Here is a 17,210-nt window from a genome sequence, read left to right on the forward strand (position 1 = left end):
CGGTACAGGGGAGGGCTTCATGTTTCCGCTGACCTCCAGTCGATATAACGCTCGGTCCCACGCCGTTCTGGCCGTCGACATCGTCGGCTCCTCGCAGGCCACCGATGACCTGCTGGATCCGATGAAGTCCGAGATGGAACACGGCGTGGCCGAGGCGTTGAGCACCGTCGGACTGGCGTGGAGCGATGCCCGGCACTTCCGGGAGACCGGGGACGGCGTCATGCTGGCGTATCCCGAAGAGACGATCGGCCAGGTGGTCGAGGTGGTGTTCCATCTCGACCACCTGATGCGATCGCGTAACCGCTACGCACGGACGCCGATGCGGGCGCGGGTGGCGGTGCATTGTGGTCCGATGGCCGAGAACCACCGGTACCACCGGACATACATCACGCTGACCCGGTTGCTGACCGCGGGCGCGTTCACCAACGCGGTCGCGCACTGGTGCCGGCTCGACCCGGTGGGGGAGAAGTTCGGCGCCGGCATGGTGCTGTCCCAGCAGGTGTGGCGCAATGTGGTCGAACCGTTCACCGTCGCGCTGGTACCGCCCGCGCGGTGTGCCCAGATCACCGCCACGGCCGCCGACTTCGTGGAGAACGCGTGGGTGCACTTTCCCGGACTGGATGCCGAAGCCGCACTGGCGGACATCGGCGTCCAGCGGCCCGCCGCGCGCCGCGCGCAGGTCGCCGGCGCCGAACTGGACGGCTTCGTAGCCGGACCCGACGCGGACCCCGGCGGGGATGTCGTTTCGCTCACCGGCTCGCCCTCGTCGGGGGTCAACGGCAGCCACGCGTTCCCGGTTCCTCGTCGATCGGACGAGGGGGCCTGAGGGGGAGTGAGTGTTCCGGGCGGTACCACCATGGACCGTCCGGAACACTCACGGTTGAGCGCGTTCCCATGCCGCCTGGGTGGCGAGCGTGACATCGGGTTTCAGCATGGTGCCTTCGAATTCCCGTGGTGCCTCGCCTGCGGCCAGCCTTCGCGGCCAGTCCGGGTTCGCCAGCGCACCCCGGCCGAGCGCGACCAGGTCCGCGTGCCCATCGGCCAGCACGGACCGGGAGGTGGCAGGCACCTGCATCCCGCCGTTGGCGATCACCGGCAGCCCGGTCACCGTGCGCGCGAGCCGGGTGATGGGGACGCCGTTGTCGAGCATCGCGGTTGCGGCCCAGTCCCGCCCCTCGCTGGCCAGATGCAGGTAGTCGGCGCCGGCTTCGGCGACGGCACGGAAGATCGTCTCGGCTTCGGCCGCACCACCCGGCCAGCGGTAGTCCAGATCGTTGACCTTGGTCTGGGAGAGCCGGATGCCGACCGGGAACTCCGCGCCAACGGCCGTGCGCACGGCCCCCAGCACCTCGGCCGCGAACCGGACCCGTGCGGCGGCGTCCCCGCCGTAGCGGTCGGTGCGCAGGTTGGTGTAGGTGGTGAGGAACTGGTCGATCAGGTACCCGTTCGCCCCGTGTATCTCCACCCCGTCGAAGCCCGCCGCCCGTGCGCGTTCCGCCGCACCCGCGAATCCCGCCACGGCCTCGGCGAGGTCGGCCGCCGTTGCCGCTTCGGGCAGGGCGAACGGTCCCGCTCCGCCGTACGCGGGCATCTTGGCTCCCTTCGGCGCGACCGCCGAGGGCCCGATGGTGGTCGTGGTGTGGTTGTTGTGCTGGGACAGCGCGCCCGCGTGCATCAACTGCAGCACGATCGCCGCTCCCGCCTCGTGCACGGCATCGGTCACCTGCCGCCAGCCCGCGAGCTGTGCCGTGGTGACGATCGCGGGCTGAGCAGGGTATGCCTGGCTGTACCGCCCGTCCGGGTAGGTTCCCTCGCTGATCACCAGCCCGAACCCGCCATCGGCGAACCGGCGGTAGTAGGCCGCCATCTCGGCGGTGGGAACCCCGTCACCGCGGGTACTGACCCTGGACATCGGGGCGACGACGGCGCGATTGGACAGCTCCATTCCGCCGATCCGCACCGGTTCCAGCGCGGGATGCATCGACATTCGTGACTCCTTGATACGCAACGGACGCTATGCCGTGAACAGCCGGAATACCCGAACGGGCTTGGTCTTCGTAGCTTCCGCCGTTCCGTTGTTGCGCACAAGTACGGTCTTGAATGTGCCGTGGTATCACTCCGGATACCACGTGCCTTGTTCAAGGTCGGGTTGTCAGCCGAGTTCGAGCCATTCTCCCGGCGGGAGGATCCGGCTGGTGACGCCCAGTTCGCCCGCACGCAGCCGGAAGGACTCCTCGGGATCGTCCACTTCGGTGTAATAGGGCGGCCGGTGCAGGGCCTGGTAATGAATCGGGACGGCCAGGCGCGCGCCGAGGATCCGGGCCGCGACCGCGGCCTGGTGCGGATCCATCGCGGCGGCCAGCGGGCTCGGCGGCTGCAGATGCGGGAAGTCGACCACGGCGCCGTTGATCGGCAGGAACACCGCGTCGAACGGCCCGTAGCGGTTCGCGATCAGCCACCACATGCCGTGGAACATCGTGTCGCCGCCGTGGAAGATGCGCCTGCCTCCCGCCTCGACCACCCAGTTGACCTGCGGGTCGCCGAGGCCGTCCACCGCGGGGACCGCGGTGACCTGGAACGGGCCGGACCGGTGCCGCTGCCAGTCGCCGACCACCCGTGGGGTGAGCGGCTGCTCGGGGAAACCGGACTCGGCACGCGCGGTCCACACCACCTCCTCGGCGCTGCCCCGCGCGGGCGGCGGGCGCAGGATGCTCGCCCCTGCCCGCGTGGCCGCGGCGATCGCGGCCGGGTCCGCGTGGTCGGCATGCAGGTGGGTCACCAGCGCCAGGCGCGCGTTGCCCGGCCGGGAGACCGGGGGGAACTGCCCCGCGAGGTCTCGTACCGAGAGCAGCGGGCTGGTGTCCTGGACCAGGTCGATCACCGCGGTCTCACCCCGGGTCTCGAGCTCGAGTCCGGACCAGCCAAGTCTCCGGATCCACATCACTCGCCGCCTTCCGTCGTGTTCCGTCCCGATGAATATAGCGTCCGATCGTTCGGACGCCAAATGCGAACAACCGGACGCTAAACTGGGGGCATGTCGCCACGCCGATCGGCCGTCGAAGCCAAGCTGACCTACACGACCATCGTGACCAGGGCTACCGAGATCGCGTCCGAGGAAGGGCTGGAGGGGGTCACCATCGGGCGGCTCGCCGCCGACCTGCGGATGAGCAAATCCGGCGTGCTCGGTCACTTCGGTGCCAAGGAGTCGTTGCAGCTGGCCGCGCTGCGGCACGCCTTGCGCATGTTCGAGCGGCAGGTGGTCGATCGGGCCGGGCATGAGCGAGCAGGCCTGCCCCGGTTGCTGGCGCTGTGCGAGGCATGGATCGAGTTTCTGGCCACAGTGGACCTTCCTGGCGGCTGCGTACTCACCGCCGCATCCACCGAGTTCGACGGTAGGCCGGGTCCGGTGCGCGATGCCGTGGCCGAGGCTTGGGCAGGCTGGCGGCAGACCCTCGGCGCCGAGGTCACCCGTGCGGTGGCGGACGGCGACCTGCCAGGGTCCGAGGTCGAGCAGGTGGTCTTCGAACTGGTCGCGATCGGACCCGCGGTGAACCAGGCCCTGCAACTACACGGCGACCGGGCTGCCGTGCGGCACGCCCGCCGTGCGGTGCGGCGGGTGCTCGGCTTGACGGAGTGACCAGCGCCGGCTGATGCGGCGCCGATTTGCCATATCGGCAAAAAACTTTGCCGTGTGGTTCGGCCGCGGCGCATGGTGGCCGCGGAGGTGGTCGTGGTGACCGATGAGTTGCGAAACAGCTATGACGTGGTGGTCGTCGGTGGCGGTGCCGCGGGGTTGAACGGGGCACTGATGCTGGCGAGGTCGCGCCGGTCGGTGGTGGTCATCGACGCTGGCGCGCCGCGTAACGCCCCGGCCGCGGGCGTGCACGGGCTGCTGGCCCAGGACGGGCGGGCGCCCGCGGAACTGCTGGAGCAGGGGCGAGCCGAGGTCCGTCAGTACGGCGGCTCGGTGGTGTCCGGCGAGGTGGCCACCGTGGCAGGCCAGGACGCCGGGTTCGTCGTGACATTGGCCGACGGGCGGCTGGTCCGCGCGCGCCGGTTGCTGGTGACCACCGGGCTGGTGGACGAGCTGCCGGAGGTACCGGGGCTGCGGCAACGGTGGGGCCGGGATGTGCTGCACTGCCCGTACTGCCATGGCTGGGAGGTGCGGGACCGCGCCATCGGCGTGCTGGCGGGCGGCCCGATGTCGGTGCACCAGGCACTGCTGTTCCGGCAGCTGAGCGCCGATGTCATCTTCTTCCCGCACACCCGGCCGGAGCCGACGGCGGAGGAAGCCGAACAGCTGGCGGCGCGGGGTATCGCCGTGGTGCCAGGGGAGGTGGCCTCGTTGGAGACCGCGGGGGACCGGATCACCGGCCTGCGGCTGGGCGACGGTTCACTGGTCGAGCGCGAGGTGGTGACAGTCGCGCCACGGATGGTGGCACGGGCCGGATTCCTGACCGACCTCGGGCTGTGCCCTGCGGAGCACCCGATGGGTGAGTACATCCCCACCGACCGGACCGGGCGCACCGAGGTGCCCGGGGTGTGGGCGGCCGGAAACGTGACCGAGCTGTCCGCCCAGGTCGGCGCCGCCGCGGCGGCGGGCGCGCTGGCCGGCGCCCAGATCAACCTCGACCTGGTCACCGAGGACACCCGGCTGGCGGTCGTCGCCTTCCGGGACCCGTTCTCGCCGGAGCGCGAGGCGCGGGTGGCCGAGCTGGTAATGGGCGACCGCAGGCACGGGCTGTGAGCGGCCGCGCGCTCATCCCGCTGCGCCCGTAGGTGACTTTCGGCCCTTTCTGGCTCGCCGGTTCCGGATGAGAGTGGAACCAGGCGTCACGTGGCTTCGCAGCCGAACGCGGCCAGTAGCAGGGGACCGGTCGCGAACTCGGGCTGCATACGGGTCGCGGGGCGGCTGGACGGGCCAGCCAGCCGCCCCGCAGGCCAGCTCGGCGCCGGACGGCCTGCCCCTATGGCAAGCGGACCAGGCGGGACGCTGTCTCGTCGAACGGCTGGACCGTGACGGCGGGGAGTCCGGGGAAGTCGTCTGGCCGATGGGTCACGATCAGCGCCGGACGGGTGGCGGCCAGCGCCGTGAGATCGGCCGCCAGTTCCGCGGCGTTGGCCCCGTCCAGGTGCGCGGTGGGTTCGTCCAGCAGAAGCACCGGCCGGTCGGCGAGCAGGGTTCGGGCGAGGCCGATGCGCTGCCGCTCGCCGCAGGAAAGGGGCGTGCCATGTGCGCCGAGCGCGGTGTCCAGGCCGTCCGGCAAGCCGTCAAGCCAGTCACCGAGCCGGGCCCTGCGCAGGGACGTCACCAGTTCCGCTTCGGTCGCACCCGGCCTTGCGAGCAGCAGGTTGGCCCGCAGGGTGCTGTCGAAAAGGTGGGTTTCGGGCCCGCACCAGCCGATCCGGGCACGTGCGTCGGTACCCCGGCAGATGCGGGTGTCGGTCCCGTCCAGCAGCACACGGCCCGCTGACGGGTCGAGGTAGCACAGCAACGCGGCGAGCGCGGTGCTCTTTCCGGCGCCGGATGGCCCGGTGAGCAGGAGGCTGTGCCCTGCCGCCACCTGAAGGTCGAGGTCTCGTACGGTGTCGAAGCGGGAGTCCGGCCAGCGAACCGAGAGCCGTTCGGTCTCGAGACTGCCTGCCGGTGGGGGAAGCTCGCCTGGCGCGGCGGGATCCGGACTCGGCGAGGGCAGCCGGTCCAGCTCGGCCAGCCGCCCCGCGCTGTGCCTGGCGCCCACCAGCCGTTGCGCCGCCTCGGGTAGGCCGGCGACCAGTTCGGCGGTGGCCAACGGGGTCAGCGCCAGCACGGCGAGTTCCGGGCCGGTAATCGTGCCGGAGCCGAGCGCGATGATGCCCAGCACGAGGGAACCGATCATCATCGTGCCGATGGCCAGCGTGGCGAATCCGGCGCAAAGGCCACGGGCCGCGGCTGACCGGCGCAACGCCGCGGTCAGCGCGGTGTCCGCCCGGACCAGCTCGGCCTGCCGCCGGCCGGCCGCGCCGAACGCGATCAGGTCGGGTGCGGCGGTCAGCAGCTCCACCGTTCCCGCGAGGACATCAGCTCGCAGCCCGGTGCTGCGCCGTTCGGCCCTGCGGGACAACAGCACGGACATCGCCGGCGCCACCAGGCCCGCGGCGAGCAGTCCGAGCAGGACGGCGAGGCCAGCCGACGGCAGCAGGATGCCGATTCCGGCCGCGGTGCCGATGCCGACGACACCGGCAGCGGAAGCGGGCACCATCCCGCGTACCAGCACGTCCTGCTGTGCATCCACATCGGACACAAGCCGGTTGAGCAGGTCGCCCCGGCGCAGCCTGCCAGCGGCTGCGGGGCCGACCCGCACCAGCGCCGCCCATACCTTGACCCGCAGCTCGGTCAGTGCGCGCAGGGCCACGTCGTGCGCGAGCAGCCGCTCGAGATACCGCAGCACCCCCTTGGCAAGGCCGAAGGTACGGACCGCGACGATGGCAACCATCAGCGAGAGCACTGGCGGTTGCAGGGCGGCCGAGGCGATCAACCAGGCCGAGGTCGCGGTCAGCGCGACCCCGCTGGCCAGCGCGGCGGCACCGGCAAGGCAGGCCATTCCGAGCCGCAGCCGGTACGGCCGGATCGCGATGCGCAGCCAGCGCCGGGCGTGCCCGGAACTCACCGCGGGCCGCTGCACGGGTTCGCCGGGTGCGGGCTCGGCCGGTCCCGGTGCGGGCGTGGCCGCGGGCGGTGCGGGGGCGGTGGCGCCGCGCTCGGGAGCCGCGCCGGGTAGCCGCACGGTCCGGTCACAGCGGTCCAGCACCTCCCCCCGGTGACTCACCACGACCGCCGTGCGCCCGCGCAGCAGCATGGGCAGCTGCTCGAGGATCGCCCGCTCGGTGGCGGAGTCCACGCCCTCGGTCGGTTCGTCGAGCAGCAGTAGTGGACGGTCCAGCAGCAGCGCCCTCGCCAGCGCCACCCTCCGCTGTTGCCCGGTGGACAATCCGGCACCCAGCTCGCCGACCGGGGTGTCCAGTGGCACGTCCAGCGCCGCCTGCCGGGCCGCGGCGGCCACCTCGGCATCGCTTGCCGCGGCGAAACCGAGCCGGATGTTGTCCGCGACGGTGCCCGTGAGCAGCTGTGGTTGCTGGGGTACCCACGCGATCCGGCGTTGCCAGGCCGCGCGTTCCAGCTCGGCGAGGTCGACGCCGTCGACGAAGACCCGCCCCGCGTCCGGCTGGTACCAGCCCAGCAGCAGGTCGAGCAGGGTCGACTTGCCCGACCCGCTCGGCCCGGTGACACCGAGGATCTCGCCGGGCTCGATCCGAAGGGTGAGGCCGTCCAGCACCGGCCCCGAACGCCCCCGCACCGTCACCGCGGACAGCCTCAGCGCCACCCTGGCGGGGTCGGGTGCAGGCGACCGGCCGCCGGGGCACGGGCCGGTGTCCTCCAGCAGTGTGAAGATCTCCTCCGCGGCGGCGACACCCTCGGCGCTGTCGTGGAAACGAGCACCGACCGCCCGTAGCGGCAGGTAGATCTCCGGCGCCAGGATCAGCACCACGAGCGCGGTATGCAGGTCCAGCTCCCCGACCACGAGCCGGAGCCCGACGGAGACCGCGATCAGCGCCACGGACAGGGTGGCCAGCAACTCCAGTACCAGCGCGGAAAGGAAGGCCACGCGCAGCGTGCGCATCGTCCGGGCCCGGTACCGTTCGGTGATCTCGCGCAGCGTGCGCAGCTGGTCGCGGGCCCTGCCGAAGGCGGTCAACACCGCCAGCCCGGACACCAGATCGAGGAAATGGTTGCCAAGCACCGCCATCTGCCGCCACTGCCGGCGCGTGTCCCGCCTGGTGTAGAGCCCGATCAGGATCATGAAGATCGGGATGAGCGGGACGGTGAGCCCGGCGATGGCCGCGGCCACCCAGTCGGCGGTCAGGATGCGCACGCCGACCACGGCCGGCACGATCGCGGCGAGCAGCAGCTGGGGCAGGTAGCGGGCGAAGTAGCCGTCGAGCCGGTCCACCCCGCGGGTGGCGAGCGCGGCAAGGTCGGCGGTGGACCTGCCAGCGGCGCGTCCTGGGCCGGTGCGCAGCACATGCTCCACCACAGCGGTACGCAACTGGGCCAGCACTCCGGCGCTGGCCCGGTGTGCCGCGGTCTCGGCGAGCCAGGACACCACCGCCCTGCCGAGCACGATCAGGGCGAGCAGGCCGATCGGCACCGCGAGCGCGTCCAGCCCCGCGCCGCCGAGAAATGCCCCGGTCACCGCGGTCGCCAGCAGTTCGGCCTGGCCGAGCACCAGTACCGCGGTGAGCGCCCCGAGCGCGGCGCAGACCAGGATGAACGGCCTCGCCGCGCGTGCGTACCGGAGCAGCCGCGGGTCCAGCGGCCTCATGCCTCACCGGCCGGAAGCCCCTGCGCGGCCGGAATCGTTCCGCGCCCGATCCGCTTGCGGAACACCCAGTACGTCCAGCCCTGGTAGGCCAGCACGACCGGGGTGAAGACCACCGCGACCCAGGTCATGATCTCCAGCGTGTACGGGGTGGACGCGGCATTGGTGGTGGTGAGACTGTTCGCGGCCGCGGACGTGGAGGGCAGCACCTCGGGGTAGAGCGAGCCGAACAGCGACACCGTGGTGGCCACGATCGCCACCGCGGTACCGGTGAACGCCCAGCCCTCGCGGTCGGCCCTGGCCGCGAGTACCCCGCCGAGCAGGGCGCAGGCGGCTACCGCCACGGCGAACCAGGTCCAGCCGGCGCCGTGCGCCAGTTGCGTCCATACCAGGAAGGTGCCGGCGAGTACGACGGCGAGGAGGCCGAGCGGCCAGGTGAGTGCGGCGGCCCGCAGCCGCACCGCCCCTGTGGTCTTGAGCGCGAGGAACACCGCCCCGTGCAGGGCGAACACCGAAAGGGTGGTGAGCCCTGCCAGCAAGGCGTAGGGGTTGAGCAGGGTGAAGAATGTGCCGGTGAAGTGGTGCTCGGCGTCTAGCGGTACCCCGCGCACGATGTTCCCGAACGCCACGCCCCACAGCAGGGCCGGTACCAGCGATCCGGCGATGATGGCGCGGTCCCAGTTGCGGCGCCAGCGCACGCTGTCGATCTTGCCGCGGAACTCGAACGCGACCCCCCGGAGGATCAGCGCCACCAGGATGATCAGCAGTGGCAGGTAGAACCCGGAGAACAGGCTCGCGTACCAGAGCGGGAAGGCCGCGAACGTCGCCCCACCCGCGACCAGCAACCAGACCTCGTTGCCGTCCCACACCGGGCCGATTGTGTTGATCATCACTCGGCGATCGGTGTTGTCCTTGCCCAGCACCCCGAGCAGCATCCCGACGCCGAAGTCGAAGCCCTCGAGTACGAAGTAGCCGGTCCACAGCACCGCGATCAGCAGGAACCAGATGTCGGTCAGCGGCATGATTGTCTCCAGCGCTCGGCTCGGTTGCGGCTCAGTAGGCGAATGCGGCCGGTTTGGCCTCGTCGTCCGATGTGGACTCTTCTGCGGATTCCGGCTCCGGTGGCCCAGCCTTGGCGTAGCGGACCATCAGCACACCGTCCACCACGGCGAGTACCCCGTACAGCACGGTGAACACGATCAACGAGGTGAGTACCGTTCCGGCTGGGACCGAGGGGGATACGCTGTCGGCCGTACGCAGCACCCCGAACACCGACCACGGCTGACGTCCCATCTCGGTGAAGATCCAGCCCATGCTGTTGGCAAGGAACGGGGTCGCCACCGCGGCGATCGCCGCGCGGTAGAACCACCGTGAGCGCGGAACACGTCCCCTCCGGAAGGCCCATAGGCCGATCACCGACAGCAGGCCCATCAGGAAACCCAGCCCGATCATCACGCGGAAGGTCCAGTAGGTGACCGGGATGTTGGGCGTGTAGTCGCCGGGTCCGTGCGCTCGCTCCTGCGCCGCCTGCACGTCGTTGATCCCCTCGACCTCGCCGTCGAAGGAGCCGGTCGCCATGAAGGACAGCACCCTGGGTACCCGGATGCTGAACACCTCCTCCGAACCGTCCAGCGAGCCGATGGTGAACAAGGAGAAGGAGGCCGGCGCCACGGTGTCGTACAGCGCCTCGGCCGCGGCCATCTTCATCGGCTGCTGCTGGGTCATCAGCCTGGCCTGGAGGTCGCCGGTGAACACCACGCCTGCGCTCGCGATCAGCACCGTGACCAGCGCCAGCCGTATCGAGGGCCGGAAAACCTCGGTGCTGCGCCGCCGCTTGAGCTGCCAGGCGCTGATCGCGACCACGAAGACGCCGCCGGTGAGGAAGCAGGCGGTGATGGTGTGCGCGAACGCGCCCACGGCGGTGGAGTTGGTGAGTACCGCGCCGAAGTCGTTCAGCTCTGCCCTGCCGGTTGCCTCGTTGATCGTGTATCCGACGGGGTGCTGCATCCAGGAGTTCGCGGCGAGGATGAAGTACGCGGACAGCATGGTGCCGATCGCGGCCAGCCAGATCGTGGCCAGGTGCAGCCGCTTCGGCAGCCGGTCCCAGCCGAAGATCCACAGTCCGAGGAAGGTGGATTCCAGGAAGAACGCGAGCAGCCCTTCGATGGCGAGTGGTGCACCGAAAATGTCACCGACGAAGACGCTGTAGTCGCTCCAGTTCATCCCGAACTGGAATTCCTGCACGATGCCGGTCACCACACCCATGGCGAAGTTGATCAGGAACAGCTTTCCCCAGAACTTCGTCATGCGGCGGTACTTCTCGTTGCCGGTCCGGACCCACGCGGTCTGCATCATGGCGACGAGGAAGGAAAGGCCGATCGTCAGCGGAACGAAGATGAAGTGGTAGACGGTGGTGATACCGAACTGCCATCTCGCCAGGTCCAGTGCGCTCATCAGTTCTCCCCGTGGTCACCGTGGATGCGCTGAGGATCATGCGCTGACCAGCCGGTTCGTCGTGAGGGCCCTTGGTCCCCAGCCGAGTGGACCTTGGTTCATCGGATCCGGGAAATCCGGCCGCATCCCGGTTGGGCGGCGCGGGGTTGGCTTGGGGCGGGCCGCTGGCCGCACTCTCGCCGAGGAAGAAGGAGGCCGGAGCAGGATGCGGGTAAGAGACTTGATGAGCAAGCCGGTGATCACGGTGACCGCCGACTGCCCGGTGCGGAGGGCCGCCGGGGTGCTGGCGCACCACGGGTTCAGCGCCTTGCCGGTAGTAGACGAGAGTGAGCGTCTCGCCGGCATCGTGACCGAGGCGGACCTGATGCGTGGCCGGTTCCCTCGGGACCGGACGCTGCTGACCGCGCGGGGTGAGCGCCTGCCGCCGATCGAACCAGCCACCACGGTGGGCCAGGTGATGATCACCAGGGTGATCTCGATCGGCGGCGAGGCCGATGTGGTCGACCTGGTCCGGTTGATGCTGGACGAGCGGCGACGCAGCGTGCCCGTTGTGGATGGTGACCGTTTGCACGGCATCGCCACCGGGCGGGACGTCATGCGGGTGCTCGGCAGGAGTGATGAGGTGCTGGCCAGGGACATCAGGCACCGGCTTGCCTTCTTCGGCGGTCCGAGCAGGTGGACTGTCGAGGTGCACGACGGCAAGGCACGGATCGTCGACCGGTTCGACAGCGAGGTCGACCGGAGGGTGGCGACCGTGCTCGCAGAGAACGTGCCCGGGGTGGTCCGGGCCGAATGTGTCGCGGCGGAGTCGGCTTCCGCGGCCGGTGGGCGGTGATCCCGGTGACCCCGGCCTCGATCCTGGTGGGCGTCGACGGCTCCGAGCAGTCCACGCGTGCGGTCCGCTGGGCTGCCGAGGAGGCGGCCCGCCGCGGCCGACCCGTGCGGCTGCTGCATTCCTACGGCCTGCCGAGCCTTGGCTATGACGAGGGACTGTTCTCCGCCGACTGGATGGATCCACTGCGGCTGCAGTCGGCGGAGCTGCTCGCCGCGGCGCGGGAGGCCGCTCTGGACGAGTATCCGCAGCTGGACCTGACGGTGGAGTCCGTCGTGGACAGTCAGATTACGGTACTGATCGAATACTCTCGGTGGGCGGGTATGATCGTGCTCGGCGCGTCAGGAGCGGGCGGCTTTGCCGGCCGGCTGACCGGGTCTACAGCGGTGGCGGTCGCCGCGCATGCGCGTTGCCCGGTGGCGGTGATCCGGAATCGTCCGGACGGTACGACGGCCTGGGCCGGTCCGGTAGTCGTCGGCATCGACGGCAGCCCGGTGAGCGAGGCGGCGACGGCGTTCGCGTTCGAGGAGGCCGCGGTGCGGGGCGCGCCGCTGGTCGCGGTGCACGCGTGGAGCGACGCCGACTACGAGCAACTGTTCAGTGAGGCCCGGTTCGCGGCCGACTTCGAGCCGCTGCGGAATACCGAGGAACGCCTGCTGGCCGAGCGGCTGGCCGGCTGGTCGGAGAAGTACCCCGAGGTCCAGGTCGAACGTGTGCTGATGCTGGACCGGCCCCGTGCGGCGTTGATCGAGCGGAGCACCAAGGCGCAGCTGATCGTGGTGGGCAGTCGCGGCCGGGGCGGGTTCCGTGGGTTGCTGCTCGGCTCGACCAGTCAGGCGCTGCTGCATCATGCCGGCTGCCCGGTCGTGGTGGTCCGACCTACCGGCGGCAGGCACTGAGCGGTCGAGGTAGGTAACCGGCTGGGCTGCGTGTGGAAACGACGGCGGTGCCCGCCGGAGGTGACTTTCGGCCCTTTCCGGTGCACCCCGGCCCGAAAGAGAGTGGACGCAGGTTTCGTGTTCGGGGCTTCGCAACCGAGTTGCGGTCGGCAGCAGGGGCCGGATCGAGGCGCGGTTGCCCGCGGAGCGGGGCGGCTGGACCGGCTGGCCAGCCGCCCCGCTGACTACCTCCCATAGTTCGGTCGTTTCGAGAGGAGAGAGCTGTGCAGGAAAAGCAATGGAGAATCGATGTCTTCATCGACGAGCACGAGGATCGAACCAGGGCGCAAGCGCGGCTGCACAACCGGGATGAGACCAACCTGGTCGGCGTCGGCATGGCCAGGCGGAATCCGCGCGATGTGAACGTACCGGAGATCGGTGACGAGCTGGCAGTGTCCCGAGCGCTGTCCGAACTCGCGCACAAGTTGTTGGAGGCGGCGGCAGGCGACATCGAGGCGATCACCCACAAGCCGGCGAACCTGGCGGGGTGAGCGAGCAGCCGCAGGCCGGTGCCGCCAGCTCGGCCCGGTTGTGGCCCTCGGGAACTGGTGGCTCAGGTGAAGACGATCTCCCCACCAGCGGCGAGATCGTAGAACTCCCCGACGGTGATGATCCCGTCCACCCTGTCCACGAAGTCCTCCTTGCCGAGGCCGAACAGGTCCGCCGAAGCCTGGCAGGCGTAGATGCCGGCACCGGTGTCGGAGATGAGGTCGACGAACTCCGGGATCGACGGGATGTCCAGTTTCGCCATCTTGCGGTTCAGGTACGTGGTCAGCAGCGTTGCGACGCCGGGTATGCCGCCGACCCAGGTGGGCAGGCGCAGGCCGGGATTTCCGACTGCGGCGAGTTTGATGTTCCGCTGCCGGTTCCGGCGGATGGCGTCCATCCCGAAGAACGTGAAGAACACGTTCGCTTCGATGCCTTCGGCGCGCGCGCCGTTGGCCATGATCAGACCGGGGTAGATGCCTTCGAGTGACCCCTTGGAGATGATGACGGATACCTTCGTGATCTGGTCGGTCATGGTCGTTCCTCGTTTCGCTGGAAAGGTACTCGTGGGTCAGACACAGCCTCGCGGTTTAGGGATTCCGGCGATCTTCGCTGCGGTTTTCGCCGGGCCTTTCGGGAAGAGTCGGTAAAGGTCCTTGATGGTCACGCCGGAGGTCTTGCCGAGCGCACGCACCGTAGGTCCGGTTCCTTTTGCGGCGAACTCGTGTCGCATGTGCTTGATTACCTGCCAGTGTTGCTCGGTCAGTTCCTCGATGCCCTCGGCGCGGGCGATCTCGGACGCCATTTCCTCGCGCCACTGCGCGGGGTCGGTGAAGAAGCCGTCCTCGCCGAGGGGTACCTCGGTTCCGGCATAGGTCGCGGTGGGCATGAACGGAACTCCTCGTCCTGATCGGTGTTACCGGATGTACTGGGCGGGAAACTGCTTTCCGGCCACGGGCATGGCGGCATGAATACCGGGAATGTCTCTCCCTGGTAGCAGCCCGTGCCAGTAGAACGGGGCGAACATCAGCTTCCCGAGGTGGTTGAGCCGGGATTCCTTGAGCAGCGGTAGCCCCACCTCACCAGGGTAGTGTCCCGGAAGCGGCTCGGTCTCGTAGTTGAAGTCGATCAGCAGGGCCTTGCCGAACCCGCTTTCGATGAAGCAGTTGGTGTGCCCGTCGAAGGCGGGCTCCGGCTCATCCCCCGCGAGGAAACGCCGGATGTTGCGCACCAGGATCTCGCCTTCGAAATGGGCGACCGAGCCCGCCTTGGAGGCGGGGATCGTGGTAGCGTCGCCGATCGCGAAGATGTCGGGCCGAACCGTGGACTGTAGCGTTCCCGGGTCGGTCGGCACGAATCCGAACTCGTCCCCCAGGCCGGGGGAACGGTCGACATAGGCCGCACCACCGTGCAACGGCACCACCACGGCGAGATCGAAGTCGATCGTGCGCCCGCCGTAGCAGGTGAGCAGTCCGGTCCCGCCGTCAACCTCGCCGGTGTTGAACTCGGTCACCAGCTCGATGCCCTTCTCCGCCAGCATGCCGCCCAGCGCGCGAGCGGCGACCGGCTTGGTGAACGCGGCGTCCAGCGGGGTGGCGTAGGTCAGCCGTACCCGCTCCCGGATGCCACGCTTGGTGAAGTACCAGTCGGCGAGGAAACAGAACTCCAGCGGCGCCACCGGGCATTTGATCGGCATATCGATCACGTTGACGACGATGTGCCCACCGTCGAAGTGGGTCAGCGCCGCGCCCAGCGCGGCCGCGCTCTCGAGCTCGTAGAAGGTGAACACGCTGGATCCCCAGCCCGGCCCGGCCAGCCCGGCGGTTTCCGCCGGCAGCAGCCTGGCGCCGCTGGCCACCACGAGCACGTCGTACCGGGTGATCACCCCGTCGGCGAGATGCACCCGGTTGTGCTCGATGTCGACGTGCCGCACGGCACTGCGGTGGTAGCCGATTCCGGAACGGAGCTGGCGAGCTCGTGGCCGGACCAGGTCCTGCGGGCGGGCGAGCCCGAACGGGACGAAGAGCAGCCCCGGCTGGTAGACGTGGTCGTCGTCGCGGTCGATGACCGTGATGGTCACCTCCGCGCCCAGTGCCCGCCGCAGCCGGTTCGCGGTGAGCGTTCCGCCGGTCCCGCCGCCGAGAATCACGATGTGTGTGTCCACTCACCCAGTCTCGGCCGACCGGCGCGGTGGCACAGGGGGAGATCGTCCCCGCCCGTACGGCCGAAAGTCCTCGCGGTCAGCGCCGGGTGGGGCTGCGGGGCGATCCAGGCCAGCGAACAGGTTCTCAGACGTTCCCGCCTGCGTGTTCGCCCGGATTCATCGGCCGCCGGCCGAAGCCGAGGTAGGCGAGTGGTCCGGCGAAGTTGATCCCGATGACAAGGGCCCATGCCCGCTTCGGCCCGCGCACCTCGTCCGCGGGCCGCAACGCGAGGTCGGTCCAGGCGACGGCGGCGAGCGTGAGCTGGATGCCGGTCAGGAAGGCGAACATCAGCTGGGTTCGTCTCCCGAGATCCCGCCAGCGGGTGTGTTTCATGGCGTTCCCATCTCCGACTGCACCGAGTATTCCAGGATGCTCTGGACGATCGGTGGTCAACCAGGGACTTTCGGCTCCATCTCCGGGCCGGGCGACGCTTGCGGCATAGGTGCGCGCGAAACACGGTCGCGCGGCTGGCTGAGCGTGGGCGGGCAGCCAGCCGCGAAGGCGAGCACCGGGTTCGTCCGGGTCCTTGACCGCCCACGTCGACAGCAGTCGCTACGCCGGTTGCATGGCGCGCGCGTCGTGCCGGCCGATGGCCCGCCGCACCGTCGTGACGGTGAAGACCAATGCCGCGGAGGCCACTGCGGTGAGGGCGCCGAGGCCGAGGGCGTAGGTGCCGAACTGGCCGTAGGTGACTCCCATGATCAGCGGCGGTACGAATCCGCCCAGGCCACCCGCGGCGCCGACCACGCCGGTCACGGCGCCCACCCTGTTCGCGGGTGCCAGCAGCGCCACGAGCGCGAAGGTCGCTCCACTGGCCGCGCCGAGCGCCGCGGCGATGCTGAGGAAGGTGATGGTGCCCAGCGGCAGGAGACTCGGCGTGAAGCTCTGCACCAGCGCGCCCGTGGCCACGACGGCCATGGAGCCGCCGAGCACGTGCAGCGGACCGAGCCGGTCGGAGAGCCAGCCGCCGACCGGGCGCATGAGTACGGCGAGCAGTACGAACCCCGCCATCCGGTTCGCCGCGTCGGCGGGGGTGAGCTGATACGCGGTACGGAGATAGGCTGGCAGGTATACCGAGAAGGCCACATAGCCGCCGAACGCCACGGTGTAGAGGGCCGAGCACTCCCAGGTCTCCGGCAGGCGCAAGGCGGCCCCGAGCCGGCTGCGCAAGGGTTCGGTCGGCACGTTCCGGCCGGGGGCGTCCCGCAGCACCACGGCGGCCACCGCGGCGTAGCAGGCCAGCGCGGCAGCGGTGAATACGAACGGCGCGGTCAGCCCGAAGGAGCCCGCCAGGTCGACGGTGGTCAGCGCGCTGATCGCGGTGCCGCCCATGCCGGCACCGAACACTCCGATCGCCAGCCCCCTGCGGTGCGCCGGGAACCAGTCCCGGACGAACGGGACCCCGATGGCGAAGGCCGTGCCAGCGACGCCGAGGAAGAATCCGCCGGTGAGCAGGCCTGCGAACGAGGTGTGCCCGGCGACCCCGAGGTACAGCACCGGCAGGATGGTCACACCGGAGACGAGCGGGAACATGATCCGCCCGCCGAACCGGTCGGTGAGCGCGCCGACCGGGATCCGACCGAGGGAACCGACCACGACCGGCACCGCGACCAGCAGCGCCTGCTGGAAGGCGGACAGCCCGAGGCCGTCCTTGAAGCGCGGGCCGAGTGGGCTGAGCAGCGCCCAGGCCCAGAAGTTGAGGGCGAACCCGAGCGTGGCCATGGCGAGCATCAGCCATGGCCGAACACCGATCTTCGGTTCTGGTCGGTTCTGGTATCCGGTTGTCATCGCATTTCCATCCGGTCTGCCGTGAGGTGAACGTGCCGGTGAGCGTCGTTCCTCCGGCGATCTTCGGGATAGGGCGTCCGGCCATGAAACCCGGAAGCAAAGGCCATCCCAGACGGTGACCTTGGTCCCTGGCTTGCGCTCCCGCTGT

16 protein-coding genes are annotated in these 17,210 nt (G+C 69.9%); 6 read left to right on the forward strand and 10 right to left on the reverse strand.

Annotated elements, in window-relative coordinates:
* Positions 1-19 precede the first annotated feature (19 nt).
* The gene (locus KOI47_RS07675; protein ID WP_232376606.1) at positions 20-826 is read left to right on the forward strand and encodes a hypothetical protein; all 807 of its coding nucleotides are present in this window, start codon (positions 20-22) and stop codon (positions 824-826) included.
* Positions 827-874: 48 nt separating this feature from the next.
* On the opposite strand, the gene KOI47_RS07680 is transcribed toward KOI47_RS07675, so the two are convergent.
* Both KOI47_RS07680 and KOI47_RS07685 read right to left on the reverse strand, forming a co-directional pair.
* On the reverse strand, positions 875-1,987 hold the full coding sequence (locus tag KOI47_RS07680) for an oxidoreductase (RefSeq protein ID WP_216215249.1): 1,113 nt from the start codon (positions 1,985-1,987) through the stop codon (positions 875-877).
* 165 nt (positions 1,988-2,152) lie between these two features.
* A complete protein-coding gene (locus KOI47_RS07685; RefSeq protein WP_216215251.1) occupies positions 2,153-2,941 on the reverse strand; it encodes an MBL fold metallo-hydrolase in 789 nt (262 codons plus the stop codon).
* Between the two features lie 93 nt (positions 2,942-3,034).
* Here KOI47_RS07685 and KOI47_RS07690 point away from each other — a divergent pair, with 93 nt between their 5' ends.
* The gene (locus tag KOI47_RS07690) at positions 3,035-3,637 is read left to right on the forward strand and encodes a TetR/AcrR family transcriptional regulator (RefSeq protein WP_216215252.1); all 603 of its coding nucleotides are present in this window, start codon (positions 3,035-3,037) and stop codon (positions 3,635-3,637) included.
* A gap of 72 nt (positions 3,638-3,709) precedes the next feature.
* Entirely contained in the window at positions 3,710-4,747 is a 1,038-nt protein-coding gene (locus tag KOI47_RS07695) for an NAD(P)/FAD-dependent oxidoreductase (RefSeq protein WP_216217172.1), read from the forward strand.
* 220 nt (positions 4,748-4,967) lie between these two features.
* On the opposite strand, the gene cydD is transcribed toward KOI47_RS07695, so the two are convergent.
* Genes cydD through KOI47_RS07710 form a run of 3 tightly spaced genes read right to left on the reverse strand, consistent with a single transcriptional unit; the run spans position 4,968 to position 10,814 of the window.
* Positions 4,968-8,363, reverse strand: a complete 3,396-nt coding sequence (cydD, locus tag KOI47_RS07700; RefSeq protein ID WP_216215254.1) for a thiol reductant ABC exporter subunit CydD — start codon at positions 8,361-8,363, stop codon at positions 4,968-4,970.
* On the reverse strand, positions 8,360-9,382 hold the full coding sequence (gene cydB, locus KOI47_RS07705) for a cytochrome d ubiquinol oxidase subunit II (protein WP_216215256.1): 1,023 nt from the start codon (positions 9,380-9,382) through the stop codon (positions 8,360-8,362). Before cydB ends, cydD begins: the two co-directional genes overlap by 4 nt.
* 31 nt (positions 9,383-9,413) lie before the next feature.
* Positions 9,414-10,814 (reverse strand): cytochrome ubiquinol oxidase subunit I, encoded by a 1,401-nt coding sequence (locus tag KOI47_RS07710; protein WP_216215258.1) that lies wholly within the window; start codon positions 10,812-10,814, stop codon positions 9,414-9,416.
* 205 nt (positions 10,815-11,019) lie between these two features.
* On the opposite strand from KOI47_RS07710, the gene KOI47_RS07715 reads away from it, so the two are divergent.
* The 3 genes from KOI47_RS07715 (at position 11,020) to KOI47_RS07725 (ending at position 13,075) form a co-directional block, all read left to right on the forward strand.
* Positions 11,020-11,649, forward strand: a complete 630-nt coding sequence (locus tag KOI47_RS07715; protein WP_216215260.1) for a CBS domain-containing protein — start codon at positions 11,020-11,022, stop codon at positions 11,647-11,649.
* The gene (locus KOI47_RS07720; protein WP_216215262.1) at positions 11,607-12,545 is read left to right on the forward strand and encodes a universal stress protein; all 939 of its coding nucleotides are present in this window, start codon (positions 11,607-11,609) and stop codon (positions 12,543-12,545) included. The genes KOI47_RS07715 and KOI47_RS07720 overlap by 43 nt, the downstream gene beginning before the upstream one ends.
* A 263-nt stretch (positions 12,546-12,808) precedes the next feature.
* Positions 12,809-13,075 (forward strand): DUF1876 domain-containing protein, encoded by a 267-nt coding sequence (locus KOI47_RS07725; protein WP_216215264.1) that lies wholly within the window; start codon positions 12,809-12,811, stop codon positions 13,073-13,075.
* A gap of 62 nt (positions 13,076-13,137) precedes the next feature.
* Here the strand turns inward: KOI47_RS07725 and KOI47_RS07730 are convergent, their stop codons facing one another.
* The 5 genes from KOI47_RS07730 to KOI47_RS07750 all read right to left on the reverse strand — a co-directional run bounded on the left by KOI47_RS07730 (position 13,138) and on the right by KOI47_RS07750 (position 17,062).
* Positions 13,138-13,605, reverse strand: a complete 468-nt coding sequence (locus KOI47_RS07730; RefSeq protein ID WP_216215266.1) for a DsrE/DsrF/DrsH-like family protein — start codon at positions 13,603-13,605, stop codon at positions 13,138-13,140.
* Between the two features lie 36 nt (positions 13,606-13,641).
* Positions 13,642-13,959, reverse strand: coding sequence for a TusE/DsrC/DsvC family sulfur relay protein (locus KOI47_RS07735; RefSeq protein WP_216215268.1), 318 nt, complete (start codon positions 13,957-13,959; stop codon positions 13,642-13,644).
* A 27-nt stretch (positions 13,960-13,986) separates the two neighbouring features.
* A complete protein-coding gene (gene sqr / locus KOI47_RS07740) occupies positions 13,987-15,234 on the reverse strand; it encodes a type III sulfide quinone reductase, selenoprotein subtype (RefSeq protein ID WP_216215270.1) in 1,248 nt (415 codons plus the stop codon).
* A 124-nt stretch (positions 15,235-15,358) separates the two neighbouring features.
* Complete coding sequence (locus KOI47_RS07745) at positions 15,359-15,607, reverse strand: PLDc N-terminal domain-containing protein (RefSeq protein ID WP_216215272.1); 249 nt, start codon at positions 15,605-15,607, stop codon at positions 15,359-15,361.
* A gap of 219 nt (positions 15,608-15,826) precedes the next feature.
* Positions 15,827-17,062 carry an MFS transporter gene (locus tag KOI47_RS07750; protein WP_232376607.1) on the reverse strand — a complete coding sequence of 412 codons (1,236 nt, stop codon included), beginning with the start codon at positions 17,060-17,062 and terminating at the stop codon, positions 15,827-15,829.
* Between the last annotated feature and the right edge of the window lie 148 nt (positions 17,063-17,210).

The organism is Amycolatopsis aidingensis (assembly GCF_018885265.1).
Lineage (GTDB): Bacteria > Actinomycetota > Actinomycetes > Mycobacteriales > Pseudonocardiaceae > Amycolatopsis > Amycolatopsis aidingensis.

Excerpts from the sequence above, each read along its gene's own strand:
- KOI47_RS07720 (WP_216215262.1), top strand. The coding sequence starts at position 11,607 with ATGTGTCGCGGCGGAGTCGGCTTCCGCGGCCGGTGGGCGGTGATCCCG.
- KOI47_RS07730 (WP_216215266.1), bottom strand. The coding sequence starts at position 13,605 with ATGACCGACCAGATCACGAAGGTATCCGTCATCATCTCCAAGGGGTCA.
- KOI47_RS07715 (WP_216215260.1), top strand. The coding sequence starts at position 11,020 with ATGCGGGTAAGAGACTTGATGAGCAAGCCGGTGATCACGGTGACCGCC.
- KOI47_RS07680 (WP_216215249.1), bottom strand. The coding sequence starts at position 1,987 with ATGTCGATGCATCCCGCGCTGGAACCGGTGCGGATCGGCGGAATGGAG.
- KOI47_RS07685 (WP_216215251.1), bottom strand. The coding sequence starts at position 2,941 with ATGTGGATCCGGAGACTTGGCTGGTCCGGACTCGAGCTCGAGACCCGG.
- cydB (WP_216215256.1), bottom strand. The coding sequence starts at position 9,382 with ATGCCGCTGACCGACATCTGGTTCCTGCTGATCGCGGTGCTGTGGACC.
- KOI47_RS07695 (WP_216217172.1), top strand. The coding sequence starts at position 3,710 with ATGGTGGCCGCGGAGGTGGTCGTGGTGACCGATGAGTTGCGAAACAGC.
- KOI47_RS07750 (WP_232376607.1), bottom strand. The coding sequence starts at position 17,062 with ATGACAACCGGATACCAGAACCGACCAGAACCGAAGATCGGTGTTCGG.
- KOI47_RS07675 (WP_232376606.1), top strand. The coding sequence starts at position 20 with ATGTTTCCGCTGACCTCCAGTCGATATAACGCTCGGTCCCACGCCGTT.
- KOI47_RS07690 (WP_216215252.1), top strand. The coding sequence starts at position 3,035 with ATGTCGCCACGCCGATCGGCCGTCGAAGCCAAGCTGACCTACACGACC.
- KOI47_RS07735 (WP_216215268.1), bottom strand. The coding sequence starts at position 13,959 with ATGCCCACCGCGACCTATGCCGGAACCGAGGTACCCCTCGGCGAGGAC.
- cydD (WP_216215254.1), bottom strand. The coding sequence starts at position 8,363 with ATGAGGCCGCTGGACCCGCGGCTGCTCCGGTACGCACGCGCGGCGAGG.
- KOI47_RS07745 (WP_216215272.1), bottom strand. The coding sequence starts at position 15,607 with ATGAAACACACCCGCTGGCGGGATCTCGGGAGACGAACCCAGCTGATG.
- KOI47_RS07710 (WP_216215258.1), bottom strand. The coding sequence starts at position 10,814 with ATGAGCGCACTGGACCTGGCGAGATGGCAGTTCGGTATCACCACCGTC.